Annotated in this window: 15 protein-coding genes; 4 read left to right on the forward strand and 11 right to left on the reverse strand. The window is 68.9% G+C overall.

Annotated elements, in window-relative coordinates; translation table 11 throughout:
* The first annotated feature begins 9 nt into the window (after window positions 1-9).
* Entirely contained in the window at window positions 10-927 is a 918-nt protein-coding gene (locus tag RIB98_10360; protein MEQ8841375.1) for a threonine/serine dehydratase, read from the forward strand.
* 2 nt (window positions 928-929) lie between these two features.
* Here the strand turns inward: RIB98_10360 and RIB98_10365 are convergent, their stop codons facing one another.
* Window positions 930-2,267, reverse strand: coding sequence for a multicopper oxidase domain-containing protein (locus RIB98_10365; GenBank protein MEQ8841376.1), 1,338 nt, complete (start codon window positions 2,265-2,267; stop codon window positions 930-932).
* A gap of 166 nt (window positions 2,268-2,433) precedes the next feature.
* Here RIB98_10365 and RIB98_10370 point away from each other — a divergent pair, with 166 nt between their 5' ends.
* The 3 genes from RIB98_10370 to RIB98_10380 all read left to right on the forward strand — a co-directional run bounded on the left by RIB98_10370 (window position 2,434) and on the right by RIB98_10380 (window position 6,092).
* Window positions 2,434-3,852, forward strand: coding sequence for an aldehyde dehydrogenase family protein (locus tag RIB98_10370; protein MEQ8841377.1), 1,419 nt, complete (start codon window positions 2,434-2,436; stop codon window positions 3,850-3,852).
* A gap of 63 nt (window positions 3,853-3,915) precedes the next feature.
* Complete coding sequence (locus tag RIB98_10375; protein ID MEQ8841378.1) at window positions 3,916-5,334, forward strand: hypothetical protein; 1,419 nt, start codon at window positions 3,916-3,918, stop codon at window positions 5,332-5,334.
* Window positions 5,331-6,092 carry a crotonase/enoyl-CoA hydratase family protein gene (locus RIB98_10380; protein MEQ8841379.1) on the forward strand — a complete coding sequence of 254 codons (762 nt, stop codon included), beginning with the start codon at window positions 5,331-5,333 and terminating at the stop codon, window positions 6,090-6,092. The genes RIB98_10375 and RIB98_10380 overlap by 4 nt, the downstream gene beginning before the upstream one ends.
* Before the next feature lie 10 nt (window positions 6,093-6,102).
* Here the strand turns inward: RIB98_10380 and RIB98_10385 are convergent, their stop codons facing one another.
* From RIB98_10385 to tatB, 10 genes are all read right to left on the reverse strand, one after another.
* Window positions 6,103-6,564, reverse strand: a complete 462-nt coding sequence (locus RIB98_10385; GenBank protein ID MEQ8841380.1) for a GNAT family N-acetyltransferase — start codon at window positions 6,562-6,564, stop codon at window positions 6,103-6,105.
* A gap of 10 nt (window positions 6,565-6,574) precedes the next feature.
* The gene (locus RIB98_10390) at window positions 6,575-7,042 is read right to left on the reverse strand and encodes a hypothetical protein (protein MEQ8841381.1); all 468 of its coding nucleotides are present in this window, start codon (window positions 7,040-7,042) and stop codon (window positions 6,575-6,577) included.
* A complete protein-coding gene (locus RIB98_10395) occupies window positions 7,039-7,491 on the reverse strand; it encodes a hypothetical protein (GenBank protein ID MEQ8841382.1) in 453 nt (150 codons plus the stop codon). The genes RIB98_10390 and RIB98_10395 overlap by 4 nt, the downstream gene beginning before the upstream one ends.
* A 103-nt stretch (window positions 7,492-7,594) precedes the next feature.
* Window positions 7,595-8,752, reverse strand: a complete 1,158-nt coding sequence (locus RIB98_10400; protein MEQ8841383.1) for a LysM peptidoglycan-binding domain-containing protein — start codon at window positions 8,750-8,752, stop codon at window positions 7,595-7,597.
* Window positions 8,753-8,791: 39 nt separating this feature from the next.
* Window positions 8,792-10,411 carry an FAD-dependent thymidylate synthase gene (locus RIB98_10405; GenBank protein MEQ8841384.1) on the reverse strand — a complete coding sequence of 540 codons (1,620 nt, stop codon included), beginning with the start codon at window positions 10,409-10,411 and terminating at the stop codon, window positions 8,792-8,794.
* 12 nt (window positions 10,412-10,423) lie between these two features.
* Window positions 10,424-11,599 carry a M20 family metallopeptidase gene (locus RIB98_10410; GenBank protein ID MEQ8841385.1) on the reverse strand — a complete coding sequence of 392 codons (1,176 nt, stop codon included), beginning with the start codon at window positions 11,597-11,599 and terminating at the stop codon, window positions 10,424-10,426.
* Between the two features lie 62 nt (window positions 11,600-11,661).
* Entirely contained in the window at window positions 11,662-12,264 is a 603-nt protein-coding gene (locus tag RIB98_10415) for a hypothetical protein (protein ID MEQ8841386.1), read from the reverse strand.
* Window positions 12,261-14,762 (reverse strand): DEAD/DEAH box helicase, encoded by a 2,502-nt coding sequence (locus tag RIB98_10420; GenBank protein MEQ8841387.1) that lies wholly within the window; start codon window positions 14,760-14,762, stop codon window positions 12,261-12,263. The genes RIB98_10415 and RIB98_10420 overlap by 4 nt, the downstream gene beginning before the upstream one ends.
* Window positions 14,759-15,529 (reverse strand): twin-arginine translocase subunit TatC, encoded by a 771-nt coding sequence (tatC, locus tag RIB98_10425; protein MEQ8841388.1) that lies wholly within the window; start codon window positions 15,527-15,529, stop codon window positions 14,759-14,761. Before tatC ends, RIB98_10420 begins: the two co-directional genes overlap by 4 nt.
* The gene (gene tatB, locus RIB98_10430) at window positions 15,526-15,891 is read right to left on the reverse strand and encodes a Sec-independent protein translocase protein TatB (GenBank protein ID MEQ8841389.1); all 366 of its coding nucleotides are present in this window, start codon (window positions 15,889-15,891) and stop codon (window positions 15,526-15,528) included. The genes tatC and tatB overlap by 4 nt, the downstream gene beginning before the upstream one ends.
* Window positions 15,892-15,899: the final 8 nt, after the last annotated feature.

The raw sequence follows: 15,899 nt of genomic DNA on the forward strand, positions 1-15,899 counted from the left end.
CGAGTCCGGATGATCGCTCGTGTGGCCGTCGATGCGGCGTACGGACGTATCCGGGGACGGGTGCGGCGCACGCCGGTGATGGAGTTCTCGACGCCCGAGGGCGCGCCCATCACCCTCAAGCTCGAGCTGTTCCAGCACTCGGGTTCGTTCAAGGTGCGGGGTGGGTTCAACTCGGTGCTGGCGCAGGGCGTGCCCGAGGCCGGCCTCATCGCCGCGTCCGGGGGCAATCACGGTGCTGCGGTGGCATACATCGCCCGTGAGCTGGGCGTTCGCGCAGAGATCCACGTCCCCACGACGGCGGCGCCGGTCAAGATCGGACGCATCCGCGCACTCGGCGCCGATGTCCGCGTGGCCGGGGCGCTCTACGCAGATGCCCAGGCCGCCTGCGACGAACGGATCGTCGAGTCGGGGGCACTCGCCATTCACCCCTTCGATGCCCCGCTCACGGTCGCCGGGCAGGGCACACTCGGGATCGAGATCGAGCAGCAACTGGAGGCGGTCGACACGGTCGTCGTCGCGACCGGCGGTGGCGGGCTTGCGGGCGGCATTGCGGCCGCGCTCCCCCACGTTCGCCTGGTGTGCGTCGAGCCGGCGCAGTCCTGCTGCCTCCATGCTGCACTTGCGGCCGGAGAGCCTGTGCCGGTGGAGATCGACAGCATCGCGGCCGACTCCCTGGGTGCCCGCCAGATCGGCGCCGTACCCTGGTCGGTGCTCGAGACCCGGGCCGAGTCGGTCCTGGTGAGCGACGAGGCGATCATCGCGGCCCGTCAGTCGCTCTGGGACGAGGCGCAGCTCGTCGCCGAGATGGGTGGCGCCACTGCCTATGCCGCGCTCCACAGCGGCGCGTGGCGGCCCCAGCACGACGAGCGGGTCGTGGTGGTGGTCTGCGGGGCCAACACCGACCCCGCAGACCTGGTCACCGGTTGAGGTCAGGCAACCACCATGGCCGTGACCATGCCGAACATGCCCTCCTCCTTCTCGACGTGGGTGAGGATGTGGCAGTGCCAGACCCAGGTGCCCAGGTCGGTGGCCTGGATCAGCACGGTGTATCGCTCCCCCGGTGCCACGTTGACGGTGTCGGCGTAGTACGGATTGTCGAGCGGGAAGCCGTCCTTGGCGAACACCAGCTGCGGGAACTGGTGCAGGTGCATCGGATGGATCTGGAGACCCTCGTTGTAGTACGTGACGGCGATCCAGTCGCCGGGTGCGACCACGTACGGTTCGGTGGCCGGGAACGACTTGCCGTTCAGCGAGTAGCCGATCACCCCGGCGTCGTTGAGCACCATCGGGATCTCGTGGTCGATGACGAGGTCCTCGGGAATCGTGTTGCCGCCGATCGTCTGACCCCGCGGAATCGGCAACTCGCCGATGCTGAACACCCCGAAGAGCCCGTTGGGGATCGCCATCTGGCCGTGGTGGTGGGCGTGGTACATCCCGATCGCCGGCTCGTCGGCCACGAATTCGTAGACATAGTCGTCTCCGGACTCGATGAGGTCCTGGGTGAGGGGCGCGACGCCGTCCTGGTCGTTGGGCGTGTGGACGCCGTGCCAGTGGATGTCGGTGCCCAGCGGCAGGTCGTTCTGCACGTTGACCCGGACCTTGTCACCCACGTCCACCCTGATCTCGGGGCCGGGGACCATGCCGTTGTACGTCCAGGCGTCGACGATCACACCCGGTGACACCTCCCAGGGGGTGATCGCCACGGTCAGGTCGAACTCCTTGGTGCCGTCGGGCAGGATCGTCGGCTCGAGCGGGATGTTGCCGAGCCCCTCGGTCTCGGCCGGGAACGCATTGATCGAGTCGATCATCGCGGCGTCGAGGTGGGCCCAGTCGTGCTCTTCGGTGCGCTCCGTCGAGATCGTCACGGCGCCGGAGTCCGCGCTCGGTACGACCTCGAGGGTCGCCGTCATTCCGGATTCGCGGTGGCCCGGGAGCTCGCACAAGAGTTCGTACGTGCCCGGTGACAGCTCGCCGAGATCGAGGAAGGTGCCATCGCCGGCGTTGAGGTCGGCGGTGATGGGGCCGTCGGCGAGCCGCAGGTTGTGCGGTGCCGCTCCCTGGTTCAGCACATCGAGCACCACGTGGCCCTCGGGCACGGCAAGATCGCCGCGGATGGCGAACTCCGTCAGGTCGATGAGCGGAACGGTGGCATCGGCACTGATCTCACCCATTGCGACCTCGCCGCCCAGCGCGTCGTCCTCCGCGCACGAGGCGAGCACGAAAACGAGCAGCCCGAAGAGCAACCAGCGGAAACGGGGGGTGGGCATGAAGACTCCGATCGGACGCGCGTCGATGCCGACGCGGACACCACGATGCGTTCCGTGGGCAATACGGGGGAAGGGACCAAGGTCCCGGAGTGACGTCGACTCCGCCGAGTGGCAGAGTGGGTGGTAGACCCCCATCCCACTCCCCATCCAGGCTGAGAGGCACCACATGCGCGACTACGACCAGATCTACATCGACGGGGCGTGGGTGCCCTCCGAGGGCGCTGGCTCCATCGACGTCATCAATGCCGCCACCGAAGAGGTCATGGGACGGATTCCCAACGGCGTCGCGGCCGACGTCGACAAGGCTGTTGCCGCGGCGAAGGCGGCGTTTCCGGCGTGGAGCCAGACCGACGTCGAGGAGCGACAGAAGTACCTTCGTCGACTCCACGAGGGCCTCGCCGCCCGCAGCGGCGAGATCGCCGAGGTCATCGCCGGCGAGGTCGGCATGCCCATCACCTGGGCCGGGATGATCCAGGCCGGGCTCCCCATGATGAACATGGAGAGCTACGCCAACCTGCTCGGCGAGGTCCAGTGGGAGGAGACGATCGGCAACAGCCTGGTGGTGAAGGAGCCGGTTGGTGTCGTCGGCTGCATCACGCCGTGGAACTACCCGCTCCACCAGATCATCTGCAAGATCGGCGGCGCCTTCGCCGCAGGGTGCACGGTCGTGCTCAAGCCCACCGAGATCGCCCCGCTCAACGCCTACATCCTGGCCGAGATCATCCACGACGTCGGACTTCCGGCCGGTGTCTTCAACATGGTCATGGGCACCGGACCCGAGGTCGGCGAACGCATCGCGTCGCACCCCGACATCGACATGGTGTCGTTCACCGGTTCGACCCGAGCCGGAAAGCGCGTGGCCGCCGTGGCCGCCGAGACGGTCAAGCGGGTCGCCCTCGAGCTCGGCGGCAAGTCGGCCAACATCATCCTCGACGACGTCGAGGACTACGGCGCCGCCATCGGCGGTGGCGTGTTCGCCGCGTACCTCAACAACGGCCAGACGTGCACCGCCCACACCCGCATGCTCCTCCCCCGCTCTCGCTACGAGGAGGGCGTGGCCATCGCCGCTGCCGCAGCCGAGGCGATGGAGGTGAAGTCGCCCACCGAGGAGGGCATGCACATGGGTCCGCTCATCTCGCAGGCCCAGTGGGACCGTGTCCAGGGCTACATCCAGAAGGGCATCGACGAGGGCGCTCGCGTGGTCGCCGGCGGACTCGGCAAGCCCGAGGGTCTCGACACCGGCTACTACGTGAAGCCGACGGTGTTCGCCGATGTCGAGAACTCGATGACCATCGCCCAGGAGGAGATCTTCGGGCCGGTGCTCTCGATCATCGCCTACGACGATGATGACGACGCCGTCGCCATCGCCAACGACAGCCTCTACGGCCTGGCCGGCGGGGTGTGGGGCTCCGAGGAGCGAGCCATGAAGGTCGCTCGTCGTATGCGCACCGGTGCGGTCGATGTCAACGGCGGCAGCTTCAACATCCAGGCCCCGTTCGGTGGCTACAAGCAGTCGGGTTACGGCCGCGAGAACGGGCCCTACGGCATCGAGGAGTTCCTGCAGACCAAGTCGCTCCAGCTCTGATTTACGCGGTGTTCGCCCCCGGGGAGTCGCTCCGGGGTGCGGGCGCCGATACGGTTGCCCACCGTGGCACGCAGGCTGGACATCGAACTCACCTCATCTCGCGACGACGGCACTTGGACGTGGCGCGCCGCGGGGGCGAAGAAGCCGAAGGGGGTGCTCGACGGCTCGCTCGTCCCCGAGGGCGTCGGCATCGGCGATGTCGTGAAGGTCGAGGCCGAGGCCTATCTCGAAGGACTCGAGATCACCACGATCTTCCCGCCCAAGGGCGGACGCAAGGAGCCCGAGACGATCGAGCTGCTCGGCTCCGGTCGCGACGAGCCGCTGGTCACCTCGGTGCTCGCAGGCAAGGGCCGCGGCCGGGGACGCGACGGCGACCGTGGCGGCGGTCGCGGTCGTGACGGCGATCGTGGTCGTGGTCGTGACGGCGGTCGTGGTAGAGGCGGTCGTGACGACCGCGGTGGCCGCAGCGACGGCGGACGTGGTGGCGGGCGCAGCGAGGGTGGTCGCGGTGAGCGACGCGAACGACCGAAGGCGCCGGCCCGTCCGAAGGCGCCGCGTCTGCGCCCGGGCCGGGCCCATCGTCAGGCCGCGCTCACGGCGCTGCCGGAGATCCAGCACCAGCTGGCCGAAGAAGTCTTCAAGGGCGGTGTTCCCGGCCTGCGTCAGGCGGTCGACCGCATGAACGAGAAGGCCGTGGCCGAGGGAATGCCCAAGATCAAGACCGAGCCGCTGGTCGCGCTCGCCGAGAAGCTGGCGCCGAAGCTCAAGGCCGCCGAATGGCGCGATCGGGCCGAGGCTGCGCTGGCCGGCATCACCGAGATCGATGTGAAGGACATTCGCAGCGTCGTGGTGGCGGCCGACTCCGCCGCTCGTGACGACGAGTCCCGAGCGCTCGCCGACCAGCTGCGCGACGGTCTCACCGCTCGTGTCGATGCCGAACATCGCAAGTGGCTCGACGAGCTGGCCGAGAACATCCAGGAGGGCCGCACCGTGCGGGCCCTGCGGCACAGTTCGCGCCCGCCCAAGGCCGGTGCCCCGCTGCCGCCCGACATGGCCGAGCGGCTGGCCGCTGCCGCCTCGGCGTCGCTCACCAGCGAGATCACCCAGGACCGCTGGGCCACAGTGCTCGATGCGGTCGCCTTCTCCCCCGTCAAGGGCCTCGTGATCCCCGAGGGTGTTCCGGCCACACCCAACGATCAGTTGCTCTCGGCAGTGCGCAAGCACGCAACCAAGGTGCCCGCCATCGCCGCCCTGTTCGGCGTCGAGCCGCCGGCGCCCCGCAAGAAGGGTGGCCGCCGCACTCCCCCGCCGCCGCCCAAGCCCGCCGCCGGGCCCGAGTCCGTTGCGCCCGAAGCCGACGCGCCCGTCGCCGCGACCGCTCCCGAGCAGGACGCACCGGCGCCCGCCGCCATCGATGCAACGCCGGCTCCGGTGGAGGAGACACCTGCTCCCGCCGACGACGCACCCCGGGTCGCCGAATGATCGATTTCCGGGTCGACGGCCATGTGGCGATCATCACGCTCCAGCGGGTGGAGGCCCGCAACGCGATCAACGCTGCGATGGCCGAGGCCATCGAGGGCGCGATCGACCGTCTCGAGGACGATGACGACCTCTGGGTGGGCATTCTCACCCACGACGGCCCGGTGTTCTGCGCCGGCGCCGACCTCAAGGAGATCGCCGCCGGCAACGCCGGCGGGTTGGCCACGAAGCGGGGCGGCTTCGGTGGCATCGTCAGTCGCGAACGCACCAAGCCGCTGATCGCCGCCGTCGACGGCCACGCCGTGGCCGGCGGCACCGAGATCGCGCTGGCCTGCGATCTGCGGGTGGCGTCGTCCGCGTCGAAGTTCGGCATCCCCGAGGTGAAGCGATCGTTGGTTGCCGCCGCCGGCGGTCTCGTGCGCCTTCCCCGGGTGCTTCCGCCTGCCATCGCGATGGAGCTCGCCATCACCGGCGACACCATCGATGCCGAACGCGCTGCGCACTTCGGCATGATCAACGAGGTCTGCGCGCCGGGCAGTTCGGTCGACGCCGCAATGGCCCTCGCCGGCCGCATCACGGCCAACGCGCCGCTCGCGGTGCGAGCCAGCCGGCAGCTCATCCTCGATGCCCCCGGACAGAGCGATCGAGAGGGCATGAGGGCGGCGGGGACGGTCCTGGCCGAGCTCTCTACGACCGAGGACTTTGCCGAGGGCCCACGAGCCTTCATAGAGAAGCGTGACCCCGTGTGGAAGGGTCGCTGACCCGAACGCGCTACAGGGACCGGTGGACCCGGAGCGCCCGAGCGACCATGCCGAACGACTCGAAGAAGTTCTTCGTCGCCCGGTCGCCGGGGAGGGCGATCGAGTCGACGCCGACGCACCCCTTCTTCCGGCACCACTCGTCGACGGCGTGCATCAGCGCCTCACCCACGCCCACACCGCGGGCTTCGGGCATGACGTAGAGATCGCGGAGATGGCCGACGAGCCGACCGTCGTGCAGCCAGTGGAGCTCACAGGCGCTGTAGCCGACCACCACGTCGTCGATGGTGCCGGTCAGGAGGACGGCCTCGTCGTCGTCGATCGATTGCGCCAGCGCGGGGCCGACCGGCTCGGACCGCGCTTCCCACTGGCTCCATATGTCGCCGCCGCGGTTGGGGCGAAGCTCGGCGATGGCCGACTCGCACAGTGCGGTGACGACCTCGAGGTCATCGGCGCGGGCTTCTCGGGCTGCCACGTCCACGGGATCAGCTCTGCAGCTGGCGGACGCGATTGATGACGGTCGCTCGGCTGCGGTGGGCCTGTTCGTAGCGCAGCACCGTGTGCAACTCCTCCTCTGTCAGCGATGACAGGAATGGCAGGAGTTCGGGCGCAGTGAGATCGTCGTAGTCGTCGATCGGTAGAGGGGTCAGATCGAGCTGCTCGACGAGATCGCTGTTGGCCAGATCCACGAGCGTCTCGTCATCGACCGGTGGGTCGCCGGCCTCGCCGGCGAGCACCGTGCCGACCGCGTCGACCACCTGGTCGATCACCCTGCGGGCCTCGCCCTGTCCTCGTTGGCTGGCCATTCGTCCGGCCAGGCGGGTGAGCGCGATCTGTCCGCGTCCACGATCGGCGAGTTTGGGAATGAGCTCGCGAGCTTCGAGCGCCAAGCCGATCGGGGCGTAGACGAAGAGGTCCAGCACCTGATCCGCGAGCCCCTCGTCGTCGCTCACGGGACCTGAACCGGTCCCCCGCAATGTGGGCACTCGTCGTCGACGACGGACCGGGCGTTCACCAGCAGGAAGCAGTGGGGGCAGGAGAACTCGTTGTCCTGGCGTGCGAGGACCGGTTCAGCCTCGCCGGCCGGCGTCGGCGTCGGCTTCGGTGGCTTGTTGTCGTCTTCGTCGTCGTCTTCGTCCTCGTCATCGCCGGCCGCGATGCGGTCCTTCAGGATCGCGTCGAGGTCGGCTTCGACGTCGTCGTCATCTTCTTCGTCGTCGTCGGCCGGCCGGGCCGGGGTCGGGACGTCGTCGTCGTCATCATCATCGTCATCATCGTCGACGACGGCGTCGTCGTCGACTTCGAAGTCGTCCTCGCCGTCGTCGAACTCTTCGTCGTCGATCTCTTCGTCGTCGACGTCGGGATCGTCGATCTCGTCTTCAGGGGAGTCTTCGTCAGCCATGGGTTCCTGCGCCTCAGATGTTGCGGCGGATCATAGACACTGCGAGCGCACACGCAACGTCCGTGATCGATTTGTTGCAATTGTGAGGTGGATCATGCCTGTTTCAGCTGCGCTGGCGGCGGATCTCCTCGATTGCGTCGGCGTAGGCCCCGCCATTGTCGCTGATGCCGTTGTCCTGCACGCTCTTCAGTCCCTGGCGCCAGGCGGCGACCGCGGCCCGTTCGCTGTCGGTGCGGTCGAGCAGGTAGCGCAGGTAGCGGGCGCCCATCTGGATGCCGTCGTCGGCCTCGAGCGGCTCCATGTCCCGTCCGAGGAGGCCGCCTTCGATCAGGGCGACGGTGTCGGCGCTGAGCTGCATGATCCCCATGTGGCCGCTCGAGCCCACTGCGGTCGGGCTCCAGTTCGATTCCTTCCAGGCGATGGCCTCGAGGAGATCCTGGGGAACGGCGTAGACCTCGGCCCATCGGCTGAACATCGGCACGAGCAGAACCTCGTCAGCCTGACGCGGGGTCCCCGATGACGCAGGAGGCGCCGCCGTCGTGGTGGTCGGGGTCGCTTCGGTTGTCGTGGGCGTCGCCGTCGTGGTCGTCGTAGGGCTCGAAGCCGGGGTCGTCGTCGGGGTCGTGGTCGGGGTCGTGGTCGGGGTCGTCGTGGGGGTCGTCGTGGTGGTCGTCGTGGGGGGCGCCGCAGGTGCCGGCGCTCCGATCGTGAGCACCATGCCGATGACGATGCGATCGGGGTCGCTGATGCCGTTGTCGGCCGCGAGCACACCGGTCTTCACGCCGTAGCGCTCGGCGATGGTGCTGAGCGTGTCGCCGGTCACGACCGTGTGGGTGGTCGTCGGCGCCGCGGTGGTCGTCGGGGTCGCCGACGCGTCGAGCACCAACGACTGGCCGACATAGATCCGATCGGGGTCGGCGAGATCGTTGGCTGCCGCGAGGGTGCGCACCGAGGTACTGAACCGGACGGCGATCGCCGAGAGGGTGTCACCGGCCGTGACCAGGTGCTTGCCGCTCGCGGCGGTGGCCGGCGCTGCGCCGTCGGGGGCCGACACGATGAGTGTCGATCCGGCGATGACCCGATCAGGGTCGTCGAGGCCGTTCCACTCGAGGAGCTCGGCCACGGTGACGCCGTGCTGCTCCGCGAGCTCGGACAGGGTGTCGCCGGGGGCCACCGTGATGGTCGAGGTGGCGAACGTCGTGGCGGCGACGAGAGCGCCGGCCAGAGCCAACGGGCGCCAGATTTGCGAGTGCGGGTACACGGGAGCCTCCTACGGCTCCACCCGCGTTCGAAGAGAGTATCAGCCCAGGTCGCGACTGCGGCGACGTTCTTCGGCTCGGCGTTCGGCATCGAGCCGGCCGAGCGCCGGCTCGCCGGAGTGATCGACGAACTTCATCGCCTCGGCGAGGGCACGATGCCCGGCGGTTTCGGCGATGGCCGTGTGCATGCGCTGGCACACCCGGCGGTAGGCCTCGTGTCCCTGCGGCGTGGTGCGCAACTCGAGCATGTGCATGGCCTCACGGGCGTTGAACTGCATCGAGTAGCGCACTCGGTAGGCCAGCGAGACGGCGTAGGCCGCCTGATCGGGGTGCGTCTCCATCAGCGCCGCGTGCAGCGACGCCGAGCGTTCCATGGCGGCCCGGAACTCGCCCTCGACCCCGGCGGCGCTGACCGCTTCGGGCATGACGAAGCCGTGGCGCGGCGACAGCGGCTGCCAGTCGATCGTGAGCATCCGGTGGCGCTGGAGATCCCGGAAGGCGCCATAGTCGGAGAGCACGTCGAATCGATAGTCGGTGCGCTCGAAGGCCCGACCGGGTCGTTGCCGGCGGTTCTCCCGATGGCCGACGTAGGCCTTGATGACGTCGAGGCGGTCCTCGACCGACATCGTGCGTACACGCGCTTCGATGGTGGTCTCCGACAGCGATGTGTGGGGATAGAGCATGGCGGCGACGACCTTGACCTCGCCGTCGGGGTCGAAGTCGACCAGGTCCACGACGTCGTCGGCGACGACACCGCCGGTCTCGTCGCCGAAGAGATGGTCGACGACCGCGTCCATCGAGTCGCGTGTGTCGGCGAGATAGGCGCTGGTGCGCTCGCCGCGATCCGGGAGATCGACGCGCTTGAGGAATGACGGCACGACCTTGCGCAGCTCGGTGAGCATCAGGTCGGCATAGGCCCGGCTCTCGGGCAGCGGGTGCGACCGCATCCGCAGCAACAGCGCCTCGTAGGCCTGGCCGGTGCCGTAGATCCCGAGGTTCGACAGCGACGAAGCGGGCAGCATGCCTCGCACCGCGTCGAGGGCGCGGGCCTTGATGGCGGTGCGGTATGCGAAGTCGCTGTCGGTGCCGGCCTTGGGGGTGATCGCCTTGAAGAACTCCTGCATCTGCGGCACCAGGCCCGAGTAGGAGTCGAAGATCCGGTCCATGTCGGCGACGTAGCGGGTGCCAAGGGGGCTGCTCAGGATGTCGGGATCGCGGTAGTAGCGGTAGCGGCCGCCCAGTCGTTGGTCGTAGGCGATGTAGCGGGTGCTCTGTTCGAGATAGGCCATGAGGCGGCCCCACTCGAGCACCTTCGTGAGCACGTTGCTGGCCTGCTCACAGGCCAGGTGTACGCCCCCGAGCTGGGCCACGCTGTCGTCGCCGTACTCGAAGAAGACCTTGTCGTAGAGCTCCTCGGCCCGACGCAGTCCGACCGTGGCATCGATGGTCTGGTCACCCTCGATGTCGAGATCGCCCACGAATTCCTGGAGGAAGAGGCGGCGCAGACTGAGCGGCGAGCGTGAGTAGCGGGCGAACAGCGCGCCCTTGACGACCTCGGGCAGATTCACCAGGGCGAAGACCGGCTGGTCGAGGTTCGTGAAATAGCGGCGGAGGATGTCGGCCTCGTCGGCGGTGAACTCCTCGGCGATGTAGACCGTCATCGGTCGGAGATCCTATTGCGTCGAGGGGAAGGCACCGCGGACCGCTCCCATGGTGGCTGCGTCGGCCCAGAGATCGACGATCGTGAGGGCCATCGCGAGTGCACCATCGATCACCGCGCGGTCGCCGGCTTCGCTGCGGGCGTGGCCGGCGAAGTCGGGCGTGTGGATCGCGCAGCCCTCCGGCGCGACCTTGATCATGGGATGGATGGCGGGAACGGCGTAGGACACGTTGCCCATGTCGGTGCTGCCGGCGACGATCGACATCGGGTTGGGTTCCGCCACGACCCGACCGACGTCGGCCGCGTTGGCGCAGTAGAGGTCGAGCAGCGGTGTGTTGTCGATCATGTCGAGGAACGGCGGATCGTTCCACTGGTGGGTCATCGTGCAGCCGGTCGCCGCGGCCCCGGCCTCGAGGCAGGCCAGCACCCGGGCCTTGAGGGGCTCGAGCGACGCCATGTTGCCGGAACGCACATACCACTGTGCCGCCGCGTGCTCGGGCACGATGTTGGGCTTCTCGCCGGCATCGGTGAACACGCCGTGGATGCGTTCTTCGGGCCGGATGTGCTGGCGCAGCGCGGCCACGTTGTTGTAGCCGAGCACCGCCGCGTCGAGGGCGTTGAGACCCTTGTGGGGCGCGGCGGCCGCATGGGCGGCTCGGCCCTCGTACTCGACATCGACGGTGTGGATGGCGATCGTCTGCATCCAGCGCAGGTCGTGGTCGGCGGGGTGGACCATCATCGCCGCGTCGATCTGGTCGAACGCGCCGCGCCGGATCATGAACTCCTTGCCGCCGCCGCCCTCCTCGGCCGGTGTGCCGAGGATCGCCAGGCGCCCGCCGAGGGCGTCGGCGACCGTGGCGGCGGCCAGGCCGGCACCCAGGCCGGCCGCGGCGATGATGTTGTGGCCGCAGGCGTGACCGATGCCCGGGAGCGCGTCGTATTCGCAACAGACGGCGATCGTCGGCCCTTCGCCGCCCACGCGGGCGTCGAAGGCGGTGGGCATGTCGTAGGCGCCACGTTCGACGCCGAGCCCCTGGTCCTCGAGGACCCCTGTCAGCGTGTCGTGGGCGAAGTGTTCCTCGAAGTTCAGCTCGGGGTGGGCATGGATCTCGTGGGAGACCTCGAGCAGGGTCGGGGTGAGCCGATCGATCTCGGCGCGAACCTTCTGCTTGGCCTCGGTGACGTCCATGACTCCATGGTACCGACCGCGACCAGCGGCGGCCGGACGAGGATATCGGTGGGGCGGAGAGCTCAGATCCAGAGGTCGACGGCCGCGGGTTCGACCCGGATGCTCAGGCTCTGCGCCGTGCCCACCCGATGTCCGTCGAGATGCACCGGCGTGGGGCCGGGAAGGTCGATCTGGACTGCCGCGACCCGCCGCGTGGTGATGTCCGGGTGGGGAACGTGGGTCCCCGTCGTCAGGCGTCGCCGCGCCTTGAGCCGATCGCCGAGCGAGAGGTCGGTGTCGAGCAGATCGAGACGGCCGTCGCCGGGGTGGGCTTTCGGTGCGATGTTCCAGTCGCCGAGGAAGGCGGCGTTGGCCACGACCACGATGCGCCCCCGCAGCCACGAACGCCGAGCGACGAGATGGGCCACGAACCAGTGCAGGCGACCATCGACCAGAACCGCACCGAGATCGACCGTCACATGGGTTCTCGGACGGGCCGTGTCGGGTTGGCCGCCCCCGAGGGTCCGGGCCAGATCGCCGGCGGTGAGCAGCATCGGCGGGATCGGGGTGTTGGCCCGGCGATGCGTGGCGGCGACCTCGGCCGCCTCGCGGTCCGAGCCCACCGTCACCGCATCGTCGGGCAGCGGGGCATCATCGCCCCAGTCCTGCCCCTTGCGGACGGTCACTCCACCTCCACCGAGCCCGACAACGCGACCACCCCGCGATGGATCGAGTCGGCGGCCTGGCGGGCCGAGCGGGCCGTGGTCGGGTCGGGTGCCACGACGGCGATCTGGCGGAGGAGATCCATCAGCTGCTTGATGTTGCGCACGAAGTCGCCGGCGTTCAACTCGTCGTCGGTGTCGAGGAGCACGGCGAGATCCTCGCCGGCCGCCCAGGCGTGGGCGATCGGCGCGAAGCCAGCCTCGGGTGGTCGAGTCGGGGGCACGCCATGGTGGGTCTCGTGGCCGGCGAGATCGCTCGCCAGCCGGTCGATCTCGCGAAAGCGTTGTTTCGCCGCCTTCGACGGGAACCAGGGTTCCGGCGGCGGTGTGGGGCGCCGGTGCTCGTAGGTGAAACACGAGACGAGCGACGCGAGTGCCGGCGGCTCCAAGCCGTCGAGATGACCGCCGTCGATCGCCTCGGCGATGAGGAGGTCGGACTCGTGGTAGACCCGGCCGAGCATGATGCCGCTGCGGGTGACGGTCCAGTCGTCGAGGTGGCCGCGGGACCGCAGCACCTCGCAGATCGCGTCGAAGCGGCGAGCGACCGAACCCTTGTCCCGTCGTGCTTTGCGCTCGAGATGGACGACCTCCTGCTCGAGCCGGGTCAGGGTGGCGCGGGGATCGTTGCGGGGTCGGGTGCGGCGCTGGCGACGCGCCCCTCCCCCGCCGCGGGCGCGACGCAGCAGCGTGGCGACCTCCTGGCGGTAGTCGATGCGTTCCGGTGCCATCGGCTGGGGAAGATCGATGTGGCCGACCGTGAGCGGCGCCTCGTCGAGCTCGGCCAGCTCCCACCGGATCTCGTGGGCGCTCTGGGTGACGAGCCGCATCCGGGCCCGTCCGCCCTTGCGCCACGACACGCCGAGCACGGCGAGGCGGTCGCCGTTGTCGTCGATCACCACATCGCCGGGCCGGAGCCGGGACACCGCGTCGGCGATGGCGGCGGGGTCGGACTGCGCCGGTTCGTCGGCCGGTTCGTCGCCGAACGCCGCGGCCACCTCGGCGCGAAGGCTCTCGAGCTTGGCTCGTTCGCGCACCAGGCGTGCCTCGAGGCGGGCGACCCCGGCATCGGCCTGGTACTGGGCGAAACTCCGGGCCAGCAACGCGCGGGCCGCATCGGGCTCGAGCCGCTGCAGGAGGTTGACGGCCATGTTGTAGGTGGGCTGGAAGGCGGAGCGGAGCCGGAACGCCTTGCTCCCGGCCAGCGCCGACACCTGGTCGAACTGGGTGAACGGCGACCAGGGCACGATGGCGTGGCCCCGCTCGTCGATGCCTCGCCGCCCGGCCCGGCCCGTGAGCTGGGTGAACTGGGCGGGCGTGAGCAGTTCGTGGTGTTCGCCGGTGAACTTCGACAACTTGTCGATCACCACGCTGCGGGCGGGCAGGTTCACCCCGAGGGCCAACGTCTCGGTGGCGAAGACGACCCGCACGAGACCCTCGGCGAAGCAGATCTCGACGGCTTCCTTGAAGGCCGGGACGAGGCCGGCGTGGTGGCTGGCGATGCCCCGTTCGAGGCGGTCGAGCCAGCCGGCGGTGTCGAGCAGGGCGAGATCGCCGGGGTCGAGGCCGGCCAGGCGGTCTTCGGCGATGATGCGGATGCGTCGGGCCTCGTCCTTGTCGGTGAAGCGCACACCGGCCCGGCGCACGGTTGCCGCGGCCTCGTCGCAGCCCTTGCGGCTGAAGACGAACCAGATGACCGGCAGGAGGTCCTTGTCCTCGAGCTCGTCGAGCAGCTCGAGACGGGTGGGCGTGCGCCAGGGTGGCCGCTTCTTCTTGCGGTTGTCCCCACGACCGCGCCGCAGATCGGGGTCGAAACGATCACCCTCGGGGTTGGGACGACCGTCGACGAGCGTGGGGATCACATGGAGGCGATCGCCGCGTCGGTCGCCCACGGCGTAGAGATTCGTCAGCTCGACGGGTCGCTTGGTCTCGACGACGATGCCGGTCGGGCCGCGTACGGACTCCAGCCAGCCGCCGACCTCGTCGCTGTTCGACACTGTGGCCGAGAGGCACACGAGCGCCACGTGCGCGGGAAGGTGGAGGATGACCTCCTCCCACACCGGGCCACGGAACGAGTCCTCGAGATAGTGCACTTCGTCGAGCACGACGAACGCCAGCTCGTCGAGATTGCGACCCTCGTAGAGCATGTTGCGCAGGACTTCGGTGGTCATCACCACGACGTCGGCGTCGGGATTGATCGCGTTGTCGCCGGTGAGCAGGCCGACCCGCGAGGTGCCGATCCTCTGGGCGAGATCGCGGTACTTCTGGTTGGACAGCGCCTTGATCGGCGTGGTGTAGAAGGCGCGTTTCCCTTCGCTCACGGCGCGATCGATCGCGTGCTCCGCCACGACCGTCTTGCCGCTGCCGGTGGGCGCGCTGACGATGACCGACCGCCCGGCGTCGAGGTGTTCGATGGCGTCGAGTTGGAAGCGATCGAGTTGGAACGTGCGCTCCGCCGCGCTCACGCGCTCGCCGACGTGCCGCCGGCCCTCCGTAGCCGGATGCGTCCGAACAGGATCGCCACCTCGTAGAAGACGTACATCGGCACCGAGAGGACGGCCAGGGTGAACGGATCACCGCTCGGGGTGATCACCGCCACCAACGCGACGATGCCGACGATGGCGTACTGACGGCCGGCCCGCAGCGTCTTGTTCTCGACCAGACCGAGCATCTGCAGGAAGATCAGCGCGATCGGGAACTCGAACCCGAGGCCGAACGCCAACATCATCTTCACGATGAAGCCGAAGTACTCCTCGGGAGCAAAAAGCGCTTCGAAGTTGTCACCACCCTGGCTGATGAGCCAGTCGAGCGCCTTGGGCACGCTCCAGTAGGCCAGGCCGGCGCCGAGGAAGAACAGCGCAACGGCAGAGGCGATGAAGGGGATCGCGTACTTCTTCTCGTGGCTGTAGAGGCCGGGGGCGACGAAGCGCCAGGCCTGCCAGAGCACCACGGGCATCGCCATGATCACGCCGCTGTAGCCGGCGATGGTGAGCTTGACGTTGAAGAATTCGAGCGGCCCTCGGGCGACGACGGTGCACTGTTCGTCGGTCTCCACGATGCTGCAGTACGGCCGAAGCAGCTGATCGACGATCCAGTCGTAGGCCAGCCAACCGATGACGGCCCCGATACCGATGGCGATGAACGAGATGACCAGCCGGCGGCGCAGCTCGGTCAGGTGCTCGATGAGCGACATCCTCGCCTCGGTGACGGGCCGCTCCTCGGTGTCGGTCACTGCCCGTTTCCCTCATCCGGGGGCGTCGCCTCGTTCGCGGACGTCGCCTCGTTCGGCGAGGTCGTCGGATCCGGCGTGGGTGTGGGCTTCGCGGATTCGACCGGCTCGCTGAGCGCCTGGAACGGCTCGGTCACCGCGGACTTCGCCTTCTCCATCGAGCCTCGGGCGCGGGCCTCGGCTTCGATGATCGGATCCTGGACCGCCTCGCGGAACTCCTTCTGGAAGCCGGCCGACATCCGTCGTGCTTCGTTGACGAACTTGCCGACCTGGCGGGCCGCTTCGGGCAACTTGGTCGGTCCGAGCACGACCAGGGCGACGAGCATCACGAACAGGACCTCGAGGCCTCCGATGTTGGAGAACATCTGACCAG

It is taken from the genome of Acidimicrobiales bacterium, assembly GCA_040219515.1.
GTDB lineage: Bacteria > Actinomycetota > Acidimicrobiia > Acidimicrobiales > Aldehydirespiratoraceae > JAJRXC01.

Bases quoted from the DNA above. Each gene is read 5' to 3' on its own strand.
- RIB98_10360 (MEQ8841375.1), top strand. From the start codon at position 10: ATGATCGCTCGTGTGGCCGTCGATGCGGCGTACGGACGTATCCGGGGA.
- RIB98_10365 (MEQ8841376.1), bottom strand. From the start codon at position 2,267: ATGCCCACCCCCCGTTTCCGCTGGTTGCTCTTCGGGCTGCTCGTTTTC.
- RIB98_10370 (MEQ8841377.1), top strand. From the start codon at position 2,434: ATGCGCGACTACGACCAGATCTACATCGACGGGGCGTGGGTGCCCTCC.
- RIB98_10380 (MEQ8841379.1), top strand. From the start codon at position 5,331: ATGATCGATTTCCGGGTCGACGGCCATGTGGCGATCATCACGCTCCAG.
- RIB98_10395 (MEQ8841382.1), bottom strand. From the start codon at position 7,491: ATGGCTGACGAAGACTCCCCTGAAGACGAGATCGACGATCCCGACGTC.
- RIB98_10405 (MEQ8841384.1), bottom strand. From the start codon at position 10,411: ATGACGGTCTACATCGCCGAGGAGTTCACCGCCGACGAGGCCGACATC.
- RIB98_10410 (MEQ8841385.1), bottom strand. From the start codon at position 11,599: ATGGACGTCACCGAGGCCAAGCAGAAGGTTCGCGCCGAGATCGATCGG.
- tatB (MEQ8841389.1), bottom strand. From the start codon at position 15,891: ATGTTCTCCAACATCGGAGGCCTCGAGGTCCTGTTCGTGATGCTCGTC.